Source organism: Pseudomonas guariconensis, assembly GCF_900102675.1.
Classification (GTDB): domain Bacteria; phylum Pseudomonadota; class Gammaproteobacteria; order Pseudomonadales; family Pseudomonadaceae; genus Aquipseudomonas; species Aquipseudomonas guariconensis.
The window spans coordinates 221,447-238,960 of record NZ_FMYX01000001.1; the positions used below are offsets into that span (position 1 = coordinate 221,447).

The following is a 17,514-nucleotide window of genomic DNA, read 5'->3' on the forward strand; positions in this document are numbered from 1 at the left end:
GGCAAGGCCATGGCCTTGCCTTGTGGTTGTCGTCAGGGCATTCGATTGGAAGGTGGCCGCTACGCCAGCGCGTCAGGCACTGGGTTGCGGAAGAAGCTGGTCCGGCAGGCGAGGTAAACCGCGCCCAGGGCGAGCCAGCTACAACCCATGATCAGTGCGTCTTTATCCAGGCTGGCCAGCATCCAGCCGGCCGTGACCAGGCCGATGAGTGGGAAAAGCACGCCGCGCAGCAGGCCGGCCCCGTCCTTGACGCGTGCGTCAAAGGTGAGCCGCAACGCGCAGAGGTTGACGGCGGTGAAGGCTAGAAAAGCGCCGAAATTGACCAGGGACGTCGCGGTGGCGATCGTCAGGCCAAAACCTGCGGTGCCGAAAATGCCGCAGAGCAGGATGTTGAAGACCGGGGTCTTGTAACGAGGATGCAAGGCCCCGAATAGCTTGCGTGGCAGTTGGTTGTCCCGGCCGAGGGCGTACAGCAGCCGGCCCACGCTGGCCTGGAATGACATGCCTGCGGCGAAGTGGGCGATGATGATCCCCGCCAGGACCACGACGAAGAACAGGTCGCCGCCGATCATGCGGGCTATCTCGAAGGCAGCCCCGTCCACGAACTCGAATGTGGGGGAGGGGTGCGCCAGGTACATGAAGTACGAGGAGCCGACGTAGACCGAGCCGCCGATCAACGCGACCAGCAGGATGGCGCGCGGCAGTGTGCGGCCCGGGTCGCGGGTTTCCTCGCTGAGCGTGGACAGCGCGTCAAAGCCCAGGAACGAGTACGCGGCGATGGCGGCGCCGGCCATGCTGGTGGCGAAGGGCACGTTCTGGTTGAAGAACGGCTTGGCCGACAACAGCCCGCCAGGGCCGTTGGCCGCGACAATGTAGTGCACGCACAGGCCGATGAACACGACGATGATGGCCAGTTGCGCGACCATCAACAGCACGTTGAAACGGTTGGCAACCTGGATGCCCAGCACGTTCAGCAGCGAGGTGGAGACGATGAACCCGATGATCCACACCCACTGCGGCACTTCTGGAAACGCCATGTTGAGGTAGCTGGCACCGAGCAGCCAGATCAGCATGGGGATGAAGAAGTAATCGAGAAGGGCGGCCCAGCCCACCATGAAACCGAGGTTCGCGCTCAGCATCTTGCGGGTATAGGTGTAGGCTGAACCGGCCACCGGGAACACCCTGACCAGCCGGCCATAGCTCAACGCCGTGAACACCACGCCGGTCGCCGCGATCAGGTAGGCCATCGCCGTGGTGTTGCCGCTGGCCTGGGTAATCACGCCATAGGTGCCGAAGACGATCAACGGCGCCAGGAACGCCAGGCCGAACAGCAGTACGGAAAACGGACCCAGGGTGCGCTTCAGCGAAGCGCTAGGGATTGATTCGCTCATGACTGACATCCCTCACGCTACGAAGTGGTAAGCAGTGGCGACGATTTCACGGTAGGTCTCGACGGTCATTTCCTTGGCATTGCTGGCGTCGGAGAAGTTTTTCTTCGACTTTTCAGCGATGGTCAGGAAGTCTTCCTCGCGCACGCCCTTCACCTCGGCGAAGCGGGGGATGCCCAGATCCTTGCTCATCTGGAACAGGTAACCGACAGCGGCCTCGGCGGCCTCGGCCGGCGAGAGGTTGGGGTCGATCCCGAGCGCATAGGCGACCTGGGCGTGGCGGGTGATGTCGGCATCGCGGTTGTGACCGAACACGAAGGGCAGGAAGATCGCGTTGCCCACGCCGTGCGGTGTGTCGTACATGCCACCGATGGCTTCGGAGATGCAGTGCACGCTGCCGACGTCGGCGTTCCCGAAGGCCATGCCGGCGATCAGACTAGCCACCAGCATCTGCTGGCGGGCGTGCAGGTTGCCAGGCTCCAGCACGGCGGGCTTGAGGTGTTGGCTGATCAGGCGGATGGCGTGCAGCGCCAGGCCGTCGCTGATCGGGTTCGCCATGCGACCGGTGTAGGCTTCGATGGCGTGGGTGAGGGCATCCATGCCGGTTGCGGCGGCAATCGACGAAGGCAGCGTGTCGAGAATATGGGCGTCGAGCAGTGCCAAAACGGGCCCGACCCGGTAATCCTGGACGCTCATCTTGAAATGGCGGACGGTGTCGGTGATCACCGCGAAGCAGGTCACTTCACTGCCGGTGCCGGCGGTGGTCGGGATGGCGACGATAGGCGGAATGGCATGCTTAAGGGTGAAAGAACCCTCGTAGTCTTCGATCCGGCCCTCGTGGGTCAGCAGCAGGCTGATGGCCTTGGCCGCGTCCATCGCGCTGCCGCCGCCGATGGCCAGGAGGCCCTGGATACCTTTGCCGCGGTACAGCTGTGCCGCGCGGTTGATGTCTTCGCTGCGAGGGTTCGCCTTCACGTCCGCGATTTCGTCGAACGAAATGCCCGACCTTTCCAGGCTGGCGTAAACGCTGTTCAGCAGCCCGGCGGCCTTGACCCCGGCATCCGTGACGATCAGAACGTGCTTGAGCCCCAATTCACGCAGATGCTCGCCAGTGCGCTCACGCAGGCCTGGCTCCATCACGACTTTGGTGGGGAGTAAGAACTTGAATTCCATACGTACCTCTTGCTCAGTTGTTGTCGTTGTTGAACGGGCAGTGGAGGAGCATCGCGCCAGGCCGTCGTCGCGGCTCAGGTGTGCTTGAAACTGGAATGTTGTTGTTTTGGGTTTGGGTTAAGCCTGTTGCGAGAAACCTCTGGTGGAATAAAAAGAGGGGCGGCCAAGCAATCCGCCCCTAAATGGAAACGGTGTTAGCGCATGTGCCCTGCCAGCAGGGAAAGCAGTGTGCCCGACAGGCACGTTGGGAAGTCATGCCCCATCCCAGGCAACAGCACCAGGCTCGACTGGCGAATCGCCGCGGCCGTGGCGAAGCCTCCGGTGGTCGCGACCATGAGGTCTTTGTCCCCGTGGATGACCAGCGTGCTGCAGCGAACCCGCTGCAGCTCCTGGGTGCGGTCTCCAGAGTTGATGATGGCGCCGATCTGCCGGGCGGTGCCGAGGTTGCTCACCTCGCCGCCGCCGCGCTCCCAGGCCTGCGTGGCGTAGTTGCGCAGGGCTTGCTCGTCGCATTCGAGGGGCGAGCCGATCAGTCGCATGATGTCCACGTAGTCCCGAACGCTTTCCTGCTGGTTGCGCGGCGGGCGGCGCAGTAGTTGGAAAAGGGCTTTGAGCGCGGGCTGGCCGACGCGCAGCGAGCCGGTGGTCGAGAAGATCGAAGTGAGCGTCCTGACGCGCTCGGGGTACCGGGCCGCGAGGGTCTGGGCGATCATGCCGCCCATCGACATCCCCACCACGTGCGCCGTTTCCAGGTTCAGGCCGTTCATGAGCCCGATCACGTCGTTGGCCATGTCGCCCAGGTCATAGCCGGGAGTGCGCTTGCGCAGGAACTGCTGCATGGCCGTGGGAGGTACCACGTCGGTGAAGAACGATCGGCCCGAGTCACGGTTGTCCAGCGTGATGACGCGGAACCCGCGCTCGACCAGGCCGGCGATGATCGGTTGCGGCCAGTAGGTCAATTGCAGCCCCAGGCCGACGATGAGCAGGACCGCCGGGGCGTCGTCATCGCCGTGAGTGCGATAGCAGAGCTTGCGCTCCCCCGGTAGCTCGCAGAAGCGATCGGCGCTCATCGACGGCTACCTTGTTGCTGCAGCATGACACCAGCGTGCAAAGGCGCGTTGGGCACTGTGGTGAACGAGAGGCACTTGTCGGCAACGTTGCCCTGACGCAGCAGTTTGACGTCGCGGAAGTAGTCCATCGACATCACCCAGGGCTCACGCGGCCCTTGGCGCGGCATGCTGTCCAAGGCGCGTTGCACGTAGCCGGCGCCAAAGTCCAGCAAGGGGCGGGTTTCGATACCGGCTGGCGCCTTGGGTTCGCAGACGTTGTGGCCCTGTTTGTCCATGAAGCCCAGCAGGCGACAGAAATGATCGCACAGCAGGCACACTTTCAAGGTCCAGGACGAGTTGGTGTAGCCCACGGCAAAGGCGAAATTGGGCACACCAGAGAGCATCATGCCTTTATAGGCCAGGGTTTCGCTGAGTATCACCGGTCGGCCGTCCTTGTGCAGGGTGATGCCGCCGAACAGCTGTACGTTCAGCCCCGTGGCGGTGACGATGATGTCGGCCTTCAGTGTCTTGCCCGATTTGAGCAATACTCCGGACTCGGTGAACCGCTCGATGTGATCGGTGACGATGTCGGCTTTGCCTGCGCTGATGGCTTTGAACAGATCGCCTTCGGGGACCGAACACAAGCGCTGGTCCCAGGGGTTGTAGGGCGGGTTGAAATGTACGTCGACCGGGTAGTCTTTGGGCAATTCCTTGCGGGTCAGCCACAGCAGCAGCTTTTTCGAAAGCTTGGGGAAGCGTTGGCAGAATGCCCAGAAAGCCAGGGTGATCTTGGCGTTCTTGTAGCGTGTCAGGGAATAGGCGGTTTGCGCAGGCAGGATTTTGCGCAGAAACGCTGCAACGGAGTCTTTGGCGGGCTGGTTGATGATGTAGGAAGGGGTGCGCTGCAGCATGGTGATGCTGGCGACCTTGTCCGCCATCGCTGGAATCAAGGTTACCGCCGTTGCACCGCTGCCGATGACGACGACACGCTTGCCCGTGTAGTCCAGGTTTTCCGGCCAGTGCTGGGGATGAATGATCTGTCCCTTGAACGCCTCCGTGCCCTCGAAGCGTGGGCTGAACCCTTGGTCATAGCGGTAGTAACCGCCTGCACTGAACAACCAGCGGCACTCGATGATGCGGGTTTCTGCCGTGTGACCATCCTCGACGCTCACTGCCCAGAGCCCTTTATCGCTCTGCCAGTTCGCCGAAACGACTTTCTGCCGGTACTGGATGAAGGACGCCAGTTCATATTCGTCGATGGCTTCTCGCAGGTATTCGAGAATGTCTGCGGCGTCCGCCAGGGACTTTGCCTTGGTCCAGGGCTTGAAGTCGAAACCGAAGGTGTACAGGTCCGAGTCGGAGCGAATGCCAGGGTAGCGGAACAGGTCCCAGGTGCCGCCCATTCGTTCGCGGGACTCGAGAATCGCAAATCGTTTGTGCGGCTGATGACGCCGCAGGTAGGCTGCCGCACCAATGCCAGACACACCGGCTCCCATGATCAAAATATCGAGCGGCTCAACCGGAAGAGCAGTGTGAGAGGACATGTCGCCTCCTATTGTTGTGTTATAGAGACTTGGTCAAATGACTTGATCGTTTGGCAAGAATAGGATTGGCAACGCAGGCGGATCAAGGTGCGAAATGCACCAGGTTTCTATTGGTTTGGGATGATTTGCACCAGACGCGGGGGCAGTTCTCTCAAGAAAGGGAGAGGCAAGGAGGGGGCAGGCTGGGGCAGTCGCCCGGTATGAGAAAGGCGGGAAGGTAAGCCAGGTTGATGGCTAGTCAGTACCGATCGCGCCGTACTGAAGCACGGCGCATTCGAACCTTGATCAGTAACTGGCCACCAGCAGTTTTACAGCTTGGCAGGCGGTTTCGGTCTCGGCTTCCAAGCGTTCCCGGTCGCCATGGGCGGACCAAGCCAGCAACAGGCCGTCGAACAGGTTGATGAGCAAGCGGCTGATGGTGGTCAGCCTGGCCTGGTCCAGCCCGGGGCCAGTGACCTTTTCGATGGCTTGCTTGGTCGCTTCGACGGATACGGTATAGATCTTGGTTGCCATGGCCGGGTTGTTGCGCAGGTTCCAGAAGAAGAGCTCGAACTGTGTGGTCGCCAGGTCAGGGTGGGCGGTGAACCATTTGACGAGCTGGCGCAGCATTTCCCCCACCGACTCTGCCGCCGTGGCGCCTGTGGGTACGTCCTGCAACGACTGTTGCGGCATGTTGATCAAGGACTCATAGACCGCATAGAACAACTCGTCCTTGGTATGGAAGACGTAGTGCAACGAAGCCAGTGGCGAATTCGCCTCGGCCGCGATACGGCGAGTGGTGGCGTTGGCTATTCCATGTTCCGCGATCACTTTCACGGTGGCTTCAATAAAGTCTTGTCTGCGCAATTCAGCGCCTATTCGAGCCATTGGGCATTTCTCCCTCTTCGGTATTGCCGCCAGCCATCGGGTCTGGCCTCGGCGGGGACGAATGCTAACGCATGGTTGTTTCCCAATCCATGCGTCGATGCGATTGAGCGTCAGGGGGCGGTCTGCGCGACGCCTTCCCTGGGAAACTTTAGATAACAAGTGTTTCGTTAATACACAATATGGCGTGCCGGGCGAACACGGGGAGGCACCGATTTGGGAACGCCAGTATCACTGTGCATCGGCAGGCCAGGCGCTCGCCCCTGAATTTCCGTGGACGCTGGCGCGGGTCAGGAAAACGGCACGTGAATTGCTTTGGTCGTAAGACTTGATCAAGTGATCATGTCGGTTGATCAGTCGATCGCTCTTGTCGGTAGTGCCGGATTTTCGGCGCTCGCGACAGGTGAGCGCAGGGTGCCTACGGCAACTTGTAGCCGGGCCCTGGGCCCAGATCCGCTGACAAACAATGACTCAAAGCACACAGGTAAATGCGCAAATGGATACACGGAAACTTTCGACGGTCAGCAGCGACACACCGGTCGAGCAGGTAGTGGAAATCATCAAGCGTGACGGTGCCGTAATCATTTCCAACTTTGTCTCGGAAGGCACCTTGAAGGCCCTGACCGAGGAGTTGGACACCTTTTTGAGTGTCACGCCTTGCGGTATGGACCCTTACTTTGCCGGCACCCAGACACGCCGCGTCGCCCGAATTCTCGGGCGAAGTGACACGGCGGTAGAGGTGGCGCTGAATCCGTTGTTTCTCGAGTCCGCCAGAAAGATCTTGCAAACACCTACCCATGTCTGGGTCGGAAGCGACCGCGTCGAGATCGAGCCGGATATCCAACTCAGCATTACCCAGGCTATCCAGATCGGCCCAGGCCAGGGTTTGCAACCTTTGCATCGCGACGATGCCACATCGCTCTGGCGGCATCCGCAATATGGTCGTGAGGCTCGGCTGCAAATCATGCTGGCCATTACGGACTTCACCGAAGAGAACGGTGCGACACGTGTCATTCCCGGCAGCCATCAATGGGATGACGAACGCATGCCAACGCAGGAAGAAACAATCGCCGCCGAAATGAAGGCAGGCTCTGCGCTGCTATGGATGGGGTCGGTCTACCACGGTGGTGGCGCCAATACATCCTCAACGCCTCGCACCGGTCTGACCATGGCGTATGACTTGGCTTTCCTGCGACTGGAAGAAAACCACTTCCTGTCCATTCCTGTTGAGCGTGTTCGGCAGCTCCCTGCGCAACTGCAACGTCTGCTGGGTTGGAGTGCCAGCTCCACGCTGCTGGGTTGGGTTGAAATCGATGGGCAGATGCGCGACCCACAAGAGCTTCTGGGCATGGCGTCTTTCTCCGAGCCAGGCAAAGGCTTCTAACCCTTCCCCTTGGCAGAATTCCCTGGAGCGAAGTGAATGAATGCGTCGAACAATGTGGCCGGGAACGGTTCGGAAACACTGAGGTTTCGCAGCCTCGGCGGGTGGGTGGAACGTCCTATCGACCTGCAACCTGAATTGAAAGGTCACGCGCATGCCGATGTGATCGTGATAGGAGCCGGGTTTGCCGGTTTATCGACGGCCTTGGAGCTGTCAGCCCTTGGGGCGAGCGTCATCGTGCTGGAGCAGGAGTTCGCCGGTTTCGGTGCCAGTGGGCGCAATGCCGGTTACCTGCTCGGCAGCATGGGAATCGAGTGCGAAGTCTTCGTCAAGCGCGTGGGGCTGGAACAGGCCAGGACGTTCGTCAGTTTCTACGACGAGGCTGTCACGTATGTGGAAGGGCGTTTCGCGGCGTTGGGTATAGATTGTGACTACATCCCCTCGGGGGTTATCCGAGCTGCCGTGCATCCAGGCCAGGAAAAGCGGCTGCGCGCGAACATGGCGCTTGGGCACACATTGGGCTCTGTGACCCGTTTCGTGGACCAGGCCGAGATGCGCGCCCGCGGGCTCCCACCTGCCTTTTTGTTTGGCAGCGAGCAGCGCGGTGGCACCCTGAACCCAGGGAAGTACATCGGTGGCCTGCGCCGTGCGGCCATCCAGGCCGGCGTGAAACTCTACGAACGCACCCCGTTGGTTTCCTACAGTGAAGGGCAAGTCATCACTTGCAAGACCCCGTTCGGCACTGCAACGGCGCCCGTGATGGTCATGGCGACCAACGCCTATACGCCTCAGGTGGGACTGTTGCGCAACAAGGTGGCGCCGATTCGCGTATCGGCAATCGAAACCGAGCCCCTGTCGACGGAGCAGTTGGCTGCCCTGGGATGGAAAGGGCGAGAAGGGATCATCACCCCGCACTACACGATGGAGAGCCACCGCCTGACGGCGCATGACACCCTGGTGTTGACGGTCAAACAGTTGGGCTATGCCTACGGTTCCAAGACTCCCAACATTCCGGACTACAGCGCCTATGCCGCGTTGGCGCGGGTGTTGCGCCAACGTTTTCCGGGTCTGCAAGGCCTTGGCATTCAGCACTGCTGGAGCGGTTATGTCAGTGGGGCTTACGACTTCCTGCCCGTCATCGGCACGACGGGGGCGAAACAGAACATTTTCTATACGGCGGGATGCTCGGGCCATGGCCTTGCGACGCAATCGCTCATGGGCTCGCTGTTCGCCCAGAGAATCAACGGCCAAAAGCCGCCACTGCTTTCGGCATTGCAGCACAAGACACCGTCCATGCTGCCGGAGCCTTTCCAATGGTGCGCTATAAACACGGCGTTTGCAGCGGCCCGGTTGTTGGATGCCTGGACCGATAAAAAAGTGCGCAAAGACAGTGCATTGAAAAACTGAACAGTGCCGGCGCCTCGATGGCGCAAGGCTGTGGCGCGGCATTATTTACAGAGGCGGTTATCGTGGAGCTCAGAGATCTAGGTGCACTGGTTTCGTGCATTCTGTTGGTGGTGTGCGGGCTGGGTTATGGCATGGCATTCGTCAGGCGGAAGAATTATCTGCTTGGCCTGGAGTTCCTGGTCGTGGGGATTTCCGCATCGAACTTCACGGCGTTCATCGCGACGGGTTGGCAGGCCAATTACAATGTCGCGATTTTTCTCGATGCGTTTTCGCGCGGGGTGGGCGTACCTGTTATCGCAACATTGGGGTTGATGGCGGTTACCCACGGTTACAAACCTTCTATAGCAAAAGACCTGCTGCTGTTCGTGGCCGGTTTTGCCGCCACCTGCGTCTACTACCTGTCTGGCATCGTCAACGATACATTGGCGTTCTTCTACTTGCTCATGTGGTCACTCTACACGGTGTACCTGTGCTACTTCACGTGGCGCCTGGCACGTGCCGGGGAGGTGTTCCATGCATTGGCTACCGTGCTGGGCGGGGCGGCGGGGCTGACGGTGGCGTTGCGGTATGACTTCTTTCCGATTCCGGGCGATGACACGAAGATGGTCTTCATGACCTTCGCCTTCCTGACCTGGTCCTATTCGATCGTGCAGTTGTACTACGCCTATGGCGCGCTTGAGCGCTCCAAGCGGGTTTCCTCTCAGTCGCTCGTTCATTCCCGATAACGTTTACTCCATGGCGGGCCACCGGCCTGCTTTTTTGCCGCCCCTCGGGGCGGTTTTTTTTGGGGGGGCATTTTATGCGCCGTACGGTTGTCGGGTGAATGGCACGCCTCAGCTGGTGTCGTTATGCCCAGCCGTCGATCATCTTTTGGTAACACTTGTTTCGATAATTCACATGATGGTGCATGAAAGCGCTGCGTCCACCGCAGGGGGTATCATCTAACTAATTGATATTAAAAGAATATATTTATTCATTAGGATTCTGGCATATGGCTTGCGTCATGATCTTGCGACATGATCGGTTGATCAGGTCAGTTGATCATGAGATGTGACAGGGCTGGTTTTCCGTCTGGAAAGTCGAGCCACGGTCAAAGCCCTTTGTTGAGGATCCTGCAATGAAAGAAGTGACTGAACGGCTGGAAGGTGAAGTGTCCGCTCGCCGTGTTTTCAGGCAACTGCTGCTGGCTTGCGCGGTATCGACCGCGATCTGCTCGGTTCAGGCAGCGACCCAGGAGCCTGAGGCGCTGGGTTCGAAGCTGACCCCTCTGGGCGGTGAGAGCGCAGCGAGTTCAAGCGGGGATATTCCGGCCTGGGCACAGCCAGGGCAGCAGGGGGCGGGGTGGAGTTACGGCCAGGTACGAGGGGAGCACTGGAAGTTCAAGGGTGATAAGCCCCTCTACAGCATCGACGCGAACAATGTGACACAGCATGCGAGCAAGCTGTCCCCTGGCCAGCTCGAACTGTTCAAGAAAGTCCCAGGCTATCGCATGGATGTCTACCCGACCCGTCGTACCTGCAGCGCGCCGGATTTCGTGATCGAGAACACCAGGCAAAACGTTGGCTTTGCCAAGCTCGACGCTGCCGGTGTAGCCCTTGAAGAAGCCCATGTACCCGGTATCCCGTTCCCAATGCCCAGCACTGGGGCCGAGGTGATGTGGAACATGAAGATGCGCTATCGCGGCGTCGGCGTGGAAATTCCCCGGAGCATTTCAGGCATTTCTCCGCGCAAGGGCGGGGAATGGTTGCGCCAGTCGACCGACACCTTCTTCCTGACCCCTTGGGGCAAGAAGGGGAGCGCGCTTTTCTCTTCCTATGGCCGGCTGGAGAACGCGACCTTCTTCAACTACCTGGAGCCCGCTGCGCTGGCCGGTCAATCCGCCGTGCAAACGGCTGTGGCCGGCGAGCAGGCCACGACCTTCTACTACTTCCCTGGTCAGCGTCGCGTGCGGCGCATGCCGTCGTATTCCTACGACGCGCCACAGATCGGCCTCGACAACCAGTACACCGTGGACGAGGCGAACATCTTCTTCGGCACCATGGACCGTTTCGACTGGAAACTGATCGGCAAGCAGGAACTGCTGGTGCCTTACAACGATTTCGGTGCCTACGACACCGCTGCCAAGGTGGAGGCGTTCGCTGGCAACGACTCGATCTCGCCGCAGTCGCGTCGCTATGAACTGCATCGCGTCTGGGTCGTCGAGGCCAATGTTCGCCAAGGCATGCGCCACCAAGCGCCCAAACGCATGTTCTACATCGACGAGGACAGCTGGAACCCGCTGCTGGCCGTCGACTTCGACAAGCAAGGGCAGATCTGGAAGGTGCGTGAAGGGTTCTCGATTCCCGTGTTCGAGACCGGCGCTTGCGACGTGCAGGCCCAGGTCCAGTACAACCTGGCCGAGGGTCGTTACCTCTTCGACATGACCTCCATCGGGGCAGGCAAGAACGATATTCGCTGGATCACCGAAGACAGTGGCAACCCTCGCCTGAAGCGCGACTTCTTCACCTCCGACAATCTGCGAGCCATCAGCGAGCGCTAAACCGACGCCAGATCGAGAGCCAACATGAAAAAAATAATTACGAAAGCGTCAGGCCTTGTCATCGTGTGCGCAACCCCCTTGGCAATGGGGTTCACATTTGAAACCGAAACCCTCAATGGCTCCTTCGATTCCACGATCACCGCAGGCATGGGCCTGCGTACCGAGTCGCGGGGCTGCAACCTGATCAACCAGGGGCCGATCGGGCACAACGTGCCCTCCGGCTGCCTGGCACAGAGCTCCGGCGTGGCGGACCAGGGCGACCTGAACTACGACCGCGGCGACATGTTCACCAACTACCTCAAGGGCACCCATGAGCTGTTGCTCAAGATGCCCGAGGACGTCACCTTCATGGCGCGTGGCACCTGGATCCGCGACTTCGCTGCCACCGATACCACCGGCACGCTGTCGTTCAACACCCCTGAGAGCGTCGGTAGCAACGGGCTGAGTGACGACGCGCGTGACGACCTCGCCTTCAAGGCTCGCCTGCTGGACCTTTGGGTGAGCAAAGGATTCAACGTGGGCGGGCAGCGGGTCCGCGCGCGCCTGGGTAACCAGGTGATCAACTGGGGCGAAAGCCTGTTCGTGGCCGGTGGCATCAACAACACCAACGCCTACGACTACCAAGCCTTGGCGCGCCCTGGCGTGCAGCTCAAGGAGGCCGTGCTGCCCGCGCCGATGCTCAGTGTCGCCTCGGGCCTGGGCTCGGGTGTCAACGTCGAGGCCTACTATCAATTTCGCTGGAACAAGAGCGAGTTGCCGCCGGTGGGCAGCTACTGGTCCACTACCAACGCGCTGGGTGAGGGCAGGGGAGACTATGGGTTCTCCGAAAAAGACGCCCGCGACAGCGGCCAGTGGGGCCTTTCGCTGCGTTGGCAGCCGGAAGACAGCGACATCAACTATGGCTTCTACGTGATGCGTTATCACGACAAGTTGCCATCATTGCGCGTCGCCATTCTTGACCCTAACACCTTCGCGGCGGCACCGACCTGGGAATACCAGGAAGACCGGATGATGTATGGCGTCAGTGCCAACATGCCGATCGGTGACTGGGCAGTGGGTACAGAGCTTTCTTACCGGCCGAAGGATTCGGTCATGCTCAACCCTGTTGTCGACCTGTGTTCCAGCAATGGGGGCAAGTGCTGGAAAGACGAAAAGAAATTCCAGTGGCACCTCACCGGCCTTTACAGCTTCACACCGTCCAACTCCCCGACGCTGCTCGATTTCACCGGAGCCAGCACGGGTACCCTGCTGTCGGAACTGGTGGTCATCCATTACCCCGGGCTGCATGACGAGTTCAATGGCGAGCCCCTTGCCGCGGGGCTCAATGCCTGGCAGTTGGACCCTGCGACAGCACCCAAGTCCCGTGGCGACAAGACGTCCTCGGGCATCAATTTGGACTTCAGCCTGACCTACGACGGCACCTTGTTACCGGGCTGGCAGGTCACTCCAGGTGTCTTCTATTCGCGCTCGCTGGGGGGCAGAACGCCGAACTTGAGTGCGACCTTCACCGAAGACGCGAGCAGCATGAACCTGTACCTGAACTTCGTGCGAAACCCGGCCAGTTGGCAGATTTCCCTCAACTACGCGAAGTTCATGGGCGGCGAGACGCCCTACGACCAGCTTTATCGTGACCGCGATTATGTCGGCATCGCGATCTCCCGCACCTTGTGAGGCTTGCCGTGAACGGTTCTGTAAAGCTATCTGAAGCCCCGGCACGTGGCCTGTTGTCACGTGTCGAGGGTGTGTTGTTCGGGCATCGTCGTCTGGTGCTGGCGAGCCTGGCGATGTTCACGCTGATCATGGGCTGGTTCGCCGTGCAACTGCGCATGGATGCCGGCTTCGAAAAGCAATTGCCGGTAGGCCATGAATACATCGAGACATTCGAGGCTTACCGCAATGACCTGCTGGGGGCGAACCGGCTGACCCTCGTGGTCAAGGCCCGACAGGGCGATATCTGGAGCTCCGCAGGTCTGAAACGGCTGTATGACGTCACCCAGGCGGTGACCTTTCTTCCGGGTGTTTCGCGCAGCAGCGTGCGTTCGTTGTGGACGCCCAATGCCTTCGTCAACGAAATCACCGAAGAGGGTTTTCGCGCGGATCCACTGGTACCGGGGACGGTTTCTCCCGAGCACCTGGATGACCAGGTCATCGCGACGATCGCCAACTCCACTGCCCAGGGTGGTTTCATCGGCACGCTGGTTTCCCGTGATCAGCGCAGCGCGATGATCACGGTGGAACTCAACGAGTACGACACCCATGGCGCCCACCTGGACTACGTGGCGTTCAACCACAGGCTGGAAAAAGAGATCCGCCAGCAGTTCGAAGATGGCGATTTCGAAATCCAGATCATCGGTTTCGCCAAACAGATCGGCGACATCGCTGACGGGGCTTCAGCGGTGTTGGAGTTCTGTTTGCTGGCGTTGCTGCTGACGGCGGGGGCAGTGTACTGGTATTGCCACTCCCTGCGCTTCACGCTGCTGGCGCTGGTCTGTTCGCTGGCCTCGCTGGTCTGGCAGTTCGGCAGCCTGCGCCTGTTGGGGTACGGGCTCGACCCGCTGGCGGTGCTGGTGCCCTTCCTGGTATTCGCCATCGGGGTTTCTCATGGCGTGCAGCAAATCAACTTCATCGTGCGCGAGATCGCCATCGGCAAGCGCGCCGAAGAGGCGGCGCGCTCGAGCTTCACGGGGTTGCTGATTCCCGGGACGCTGGCGCTGGTGACCGCGCTGGTTTCCTTCGTGACGCTGCTGTTGATCCCGATCCCGATGGTGCGGGAGCTGGCGATCACGGCCTCGCTTGGCGTGGCCTACAAGATCATCACCAACCTGGTGATGTTGCCGTTGATGGCGTCCTTGCTACGTGTCGATGACAAGTATGCGGCCGCCCAGGAAATTTCCCGGCAGCGTCGCACCCGCTGGCTGCGTGGCCTGGCCCGGCTCGCCGAACCGCGCAAGGCGCAGTGGGTGCTTGGCGCGGCCTTGGTGGTGTTCCTGGTGGCGATCTGGCAAAGCCATGACCGTGTCGTTGGCACGCTGCAGGCGGGCGCGCCGGAATTGCGCGAGAATTCGCGCTTCAATCGCGATGCGGTCTCCATCGCCAGCAACTACGACATAGGTCTGGACTGGCTCAGCGTGGTGTTCGAAGTCAACAAGGCCGCTTCCAGCGAAGGCAGCCAGGTGGCCTGCGAGGATGTCGCCCTGGGCCAGTACCAGGATCGCTTCGTGTGGGCCATGCAGGGGGTGCCCGGTGTCCTGTCGGTCGCGTCTTTCTCCACCAACATGCGCCAGTTCAACGAGGGCTACAACGAAGGCAACCCGAAGATGGCGGCGGTGCCCATCGACCCGATGAACTACGCCGCGCTGGCCACCGAGGTGGCGCGTACGCCCGGGCTGATGCGCACCGACTGCAACATGTCGGCGGTGCACCTGTACCTGGCAGACCACAAGGCCACCACCATCAACCGAGTGGTGGACGCCGCCAAGGCGTTTCGCAGCGAGTACCCGATGCCAGGCATTTCGGTTCGCCTCGCGTCCGGTAACGCCGGCGTCCTGGCCGCCATCAACGAAGAGGTGGAAAAAAGCGAAACCCCCATGCTGCTGTATGTCTATGCCGCCATCGCATTGCTGGTGTTCGTGGTGTACCGGGACCTGCGAGCGGTCCTGGTGTGTTGCCTGCCGCTGACTATCGGCACTTTCATTGGCTACTGGTTCATGAAGGAACTGCAGATCGGCCTGACCATCGCCACCTTGCCGGTGATGGTGCTGGCGGTGGGCATTGGCGTTGATTATGCCTTCTATATCTACAATCGCCTGCAACTGCACCTGGCCCATGGCCAGTCGATTACCAAGGCGGTCGAGTGCGCGCTACTCGAGGTGGGTGTCGCCACTATTTTCACCGCCATCACCCTGGCCGTGGGCGTGGCCACCTGGGCGTTCTCGGAGCTCAAGTTCCAGGCTGACATGGGCAAGCTGCTGGCCTTCATGTTCATCGTCAACATGGTCATGGCCATGACCGTGCTGCCGGCCTTTGCCGTCTGGCTGGAGCGGGTGTTCCCGCGTAAGCGTCCCGTGCGCATGATCGGTGCGCTGGTGCACTGAGGAGAGAAGCATGAAATTCAGGGTTTCATTCACCGCGGCCTTGCTCGCAGCAGCATTGCCGCTGATGTCTCTTCAGGCCGCGCCGTTGCAGGCCGTGCCGGCCGTACAGGCGAGCAATGCCACGCAGGCCACCATGCTGGCCGCCAGCTGGGCCGGGGAGCGCGTGGTTGCCGTGGGCGACCACGGTGTCGTGTTGTTGTCCGACGACCAGGGCAAGCAGTGGCGCCAGGCGAGGTCGGTACCGCTGTCCACGCCATTGACGGGGGTGTCGTTCGTGGATGCCAAGCGCGGGTGGGCGGTGGGCCACTGGGGCGCGATCCTGGCCACCACCGATGGTGGGGAGTCCTGGCAGGTCCAGCGCCTGGCCACCGAAGAAGACCGACCGCTGTTCGCCGTGCACTTCTTCAATGCCCGGCAGGGCGTGGCGGTAGGGCTCTGGTCGTTGGTGCTGACGACCGAGGATGGGGGGCTGACGTGGGCTGAGCAGGCGGTGCAAGCGCCGCCCGGGGCCAAGCGGGCCGACCTCAACCTGATGGGGCTGTTTGCCGACAGCCGCGGCACGCTTTACGCCACGGCCGAGCATGGGCAGGTGCTGCATTCCGAAGACCACGGGAAGAATTGGCGTTACCTGGATACCGGCTACGAAGGCACCCTGTGGTCAGGCGCGGTACTGGCCGATGGGCGTCTGCTACTGGGTGGCCAGCGCGGTACCTTGTTGCAGGGTTCAGCGGACGGCAAGGGCTTTCGCCGAGTGCCCACGCAAAGCAAGGGCTCTGTCACTTGCGTCGCGGTAGCGGGCTCTCGTGTGCTGGCGGTCGGGTTGGACGGGCTGATGGTGCAGAGCAGCGATGGTGGACACAGTTTCGAGGAAACCCAGTCGGCTGATGGCCTATCGCTGACGGCGGCGCTGTTCAATGCCGATGGCACACCGGTTCTGTTTTCACGTCGTGGGGTAATGCCTTATCGGGAGTGAAGGGCTGGCGCTCAAAGGCCAGGCATCGCAAACCGATGCCTGGCCTGTTTCCTTGCCTGGGCGTTTGGATGGTCGTGGCACCTTCAGGGCCAGGCAAGTCAACGCTGGATGCTAGAGCTGAAGGTAATCCGCCAGGTCTGCGTAGTTATGCTGCCAAAGGCCAGGGCTGCCATTGGGGTATTGGGAGCGGAAACCGAGGATCTTCTGAACGCGTGGAGAAAGCGTGCGCACCAGCTCGAGCGGCACGATCAACGGGTAGGCTTCTTCAGGCGTGATGATCGAAGCCTGCATCGGGATCGTCAGCCCGCGACGGTAATAGTCGGCGGTCACGTTGGCCCCGCCACCGTGAACGACCTTGCCGCCGAACAGCACGGCATCCCCGGCTTTCAGCAGGGCGGGGATCGTCATCTCTGGGGTTCCGACGTCGTTGAAGTCATCCCAGTCCTGGCTCCCCGGAATCAAGCGCGTGGCGCCGTTTTCCTCGGTGAAATCGGTCAGCGCCAGCATCAGGTTGGTGATGGCGCGTGGCGCATGTTTGTTCATGGCCACGAACGGTTGGTACTGCGCCATGTCGCGGTGCAGCATTTGCGCTTTGTTGCCCGGGCCTATCTCGATCAACTGGGCCGTGGTCAGCCACCAGTCTCCGCACTCCGGGGCGAAAAGCACGTTTCCCAGTTCGTGGAAGAGGTCGTCATCGAGGATTTCCTCACGAAAGGTCTTGCTGTGGGTGACGAGGTTGGTGAGCCGTTTGGTCTGATGGCCGTGGAACTCGGCGATCAGCGCGTGCTCATGCTTGGAGCCGGCATCGAGCGCGGCCAAGGGAGCGTCGAGTTCGTTGTTGATCCGCACGACTTGTTCGGGGGTCATGAAGTTGCGAATGATGACCGCTCCTGCTTGGTCGCTCAGCAGCGCAATCTCTTGCGCTGAAGTCGAGCGGGTTACCACGGGCAGGCTTGGCATGGAGTCGCGAGAGGCTGACATTGAGAACACTCCAGATTGAAAGAACGGTTGGCGCAGGCGGGTTGATCCCCCCAACTGCTGGCATCAGGAAACAAACCCGCTTGCCACTGCGCTAAACCCAAAAAAGGGACATGAAGCGTCA

The 17,514-nt window shown here is 60.8% G+C and carries 13 protein-coding genes; 7 read left to right on the forward strand and 6 right to left on the reverse strand.

All coding sequences use genetic code 11. The features are described 5' to 3' along the window. Positions 1 to 59: 59 nt before the first annotated feature. The 5 genes from BLS27_RS01015 to BLS27_RS01035 form a co-directional block, all read right to left on the reverse strand. Entirely contained in the window at positions 60 to 1,391 is a 1,332-nt protein-coding gene (locus tag BLS27_RS01015) for an APC family permease (RefSeq protein WP_090342452.1), read from the reverse strand. A gap of 12 nt (positions 1,392 to 1,403) precedes the next feature. Continuing rightward, positions 1,404 to 2,561 carry an iron-containing alcohol dehydrogenase gene (locus BLS27_RS01020; RefSeq protein ID WP_015270450.1) on the reverse strand — a complete coding sequence of 386 codons (1,158 nt, stop codon included), beginning with the start codon at positions 2,559 to 2,561 and terminating at the stop codon, positions 1,404 to 1,406. Positions 2,562 to 2,755: 194 nt separating this feature from the next. Continuing rightward, positions 2,756 to 3,631: an alpha/beta fold hydrolase gene (locus BLS27_RS01025; protein WP_003257190.1), complete on the reverse strand. Its 876-nt coding sequence runs from the start codon at positions 3,629 to 3,631 to the stop codon at positions 2,756 to 2,758. After that, positions 3,628 to 5,154: a flavin-containing monooxygenase gene (locus BLS27_RS01030; protein WP_090342456.1), complete on the reverse strand. Its 1,527-nt coding sequence runs from the start codon at positions 5,152 to 5,154 to the stop codon at positions 3,628 to 3,630. Before BLS27_RS01030 ends, BLS27_RS01025 begins: the two co-directional genes overlap by 4 nt. A gap of 285 nt (positions 5,155 to 5,439) precedes the next feature. Further along, positions 5,440 to 6,021, reverse strand: coding sequence for a TetR/AcrR family transcriptional regulator (locus tag BLS27_RS01035; protein ID WP_090342460.1), 582 nt, complete (start codon positions 6,019 to 6,021; stop codon positions 5,440 to 5,442). A 493-nt stretch (positions 6,022 to 6,514) separates the two neighbouring features. Between BLS27_RS01035 and BLS27_RS01040 the strand changes: the two genes are divergently transcribed. The 7 genes from BLS27_RS01040 to BLS27_RS01070 all read left to right on the forward strand — a co-directional run bounded on the left by BLS27_RS01040 (position 6,515) and on the right by BLS27_RS01070 (position 16,412). Further along, on the forward strand, positions 6,515 to 7,402 hold the full coding sequence (locus BLS27_RS01040) for a phytanoyl-CoA dioxygenase family protein (protein ID WP_015270447.1): 888 nt from the start codon (positions 6,515 to 6,517) through the stop codon (positions 7,400 to 7,402). Positions 7,403 to 7,438: 36 nt separating this feature from the next. Beyond that, a complete protein-coding gene (locus tag BLS27_RS01045; RefSeq protein WP_090342465.1) occupies positions 7,439 to 8,806 on the forward strand; it encodes an NAD(P)/FAD-dependent oxidoreductase in 1,368 nt (455 codons plus the stop codon). Between the two features lie 17 nt (positions 8,807 to 8,823). Then, entirely contained in the window at positions 8,824 to 9,531 is a 708-nt protein-coding gene (locus BLS27_RS01050) for a hypothetical protein (RefSeq protein WP_015270445.1), read from the forward strand. Between the two features lie 392 nt (positions 9,532 to 9,923). Continuing rightward, complete coding sequence (locus BLS27_RS01055) at positions 9,924 to 11,345, forward strand: DUF1329 domain-containing protein (protein WP_003257183.1); 1,422 nt, start codon at positions 9,924 to 9,926, stop codon at positions 11,343 to 11,345. A 24-nt stretch (positions 11,346 to 11,369) separates the two neighbouring features. After that, positions 11,370 to 13,016 carry a DUF1302 domain-containing protein gene (locus BLS27_RS01060; protein WP_308700757.1) on the forward strand — a complete coding sequence of 549 codons (1,647 nt, stop codon included), beginning with the start codon at positions 11,370 to 11,372 and terminating at the stop codon, positions 13,014 to 13,016. An 8-nt stretch (positions 13,017 to 13,024) separates the two neighbouring features. Continuing rightward, on the forward strand, positions 13,025 to 15,439 hold the full coding sequence (locus BLS27_RS01065; protein ID WP_043935645.1) for an efflux RND transporter permease subunit: 2,415 nt from the start codon (positions 13,025 to 13,027) through the stop codon (positions 15,437 to 15,439). A gap of 10 nt (positions 15,440 to 15,449) precedes the next feature. Next, a complete protein-coding gene (locus tag BLS27_RS01070; RefSeq protein ID WP_015270442.1) occupies positions 15,450 to 16,412 on the forward strand; it encodes a WD40/YVTN/BNR-like repeat-containing protein in 963 nt (320 codons plus the stop codon). 111 nt (positions 16,413 to 16,523) lie between these two features. Here BLS27_RS01070 and BLS27_RS01075 read toward each other — a convergent pair whose 3' ends face one another. Further along, complete coding sequence (locus BLS27_RS01075) at positions 16,524 to 17,393, reverse strand: phytanoyl-CoA dioxygenase family protein (RefSeq protein ID WP_090342469.1); 870 nt, start codon at positions 17,391 to 17,393, stop codon at positions 16,524 to 16,526. Between the last annotated feature and the right edge of the window lie 121 nt (positions 17,394 to 17,514).

Bases quoted from the DNA above. Each gene is read 5' to 3' on its own strand.
- BLS27_RS01040 (WP_015270447.1), top strand. From the start codon at position 6,515: ATGGATACACGGAAACTTTCGACGGTCAGCAGCGACACACCGGTCGAG.
- BLS27_RS01025 (WP_003257190.1), bottom strand. From the start codon at position 3,631: ATGAGCGCCGATCGCTTCTGCGAGCTACCGGGGGAGCGCAAGCTCTGC.
- BLS27_RS01035 (WP_090342460.1), bottom strand. From the start codon at position 6,021: ATGGCTCGAATAGGCGCTGAATTGCGCAGACAAGACTTTATTGAAGCC.
- BLS27_RS01075 (WP_090342469.1), bottom strand. From the start codon at position 17,393: ATGTCAGCCTCTCGCGACTCCATGCCAAGCCTGCCCGTGGTAACCCGC.
- BLS27_RS01050 (WP_015270445.1), top strand. From the start codon at position 8,824: ATGGCGCAAGGCTGTGGCGCGGCATTATTTACAGAGGCGGTTATCGTG.
- BLS27_RS01015 (WP_090342452.1), bottom strand. From the start codon at position 1,391: ATGAGCGAATCAATCCCTAGCGCTTCGCTGAAGCGCACCCTGGGTCCG.
- BLS27_RS01060 (WP_308700757.1), top strand. From the start codon at position 11,370: ATGAAAAAAATAATTACGAAAGCGTCAGGCCTTGTCATCGTGTGCGCA.
- BLS27_RS01030 (WP_090342456.1), bottom strand. From the start codon at position 5,154: ATGTCCTCTCACACTGCTCTTCCGGTTGAGCCGCTCGATATTTTGATC.
- BLS27_RS01045 (WP_090342465.1), top strand. From the start codon at position 7,439: ATGAATGCGTCGAACAATGTGGCCGGGAACGGTTCGGAAACACTGAGG.
- BLS27_RS01020 (WP_015270450.1), bottom strand. From the start codon at position 2,561: ATGGAATTCAAGTTCTTACTCCCCACCAAAGTCGTGATGGAGCCAGGC.
- BLS27_RS01070 (WP_015270442.1), top strand. From the start codon at position 15,450: ATGAAATTCAGGGTTTCATTCACCGCGGCCTTGCTCGCAGCAGCATTG.
- BLS27_RS01055 (WP_003257183.1), top strand. From the start codon at position 9,924: ATGAAAGAAGTGACTGAACGGCTGGAAGGTGAAGTGTCCGCTCGCCGT.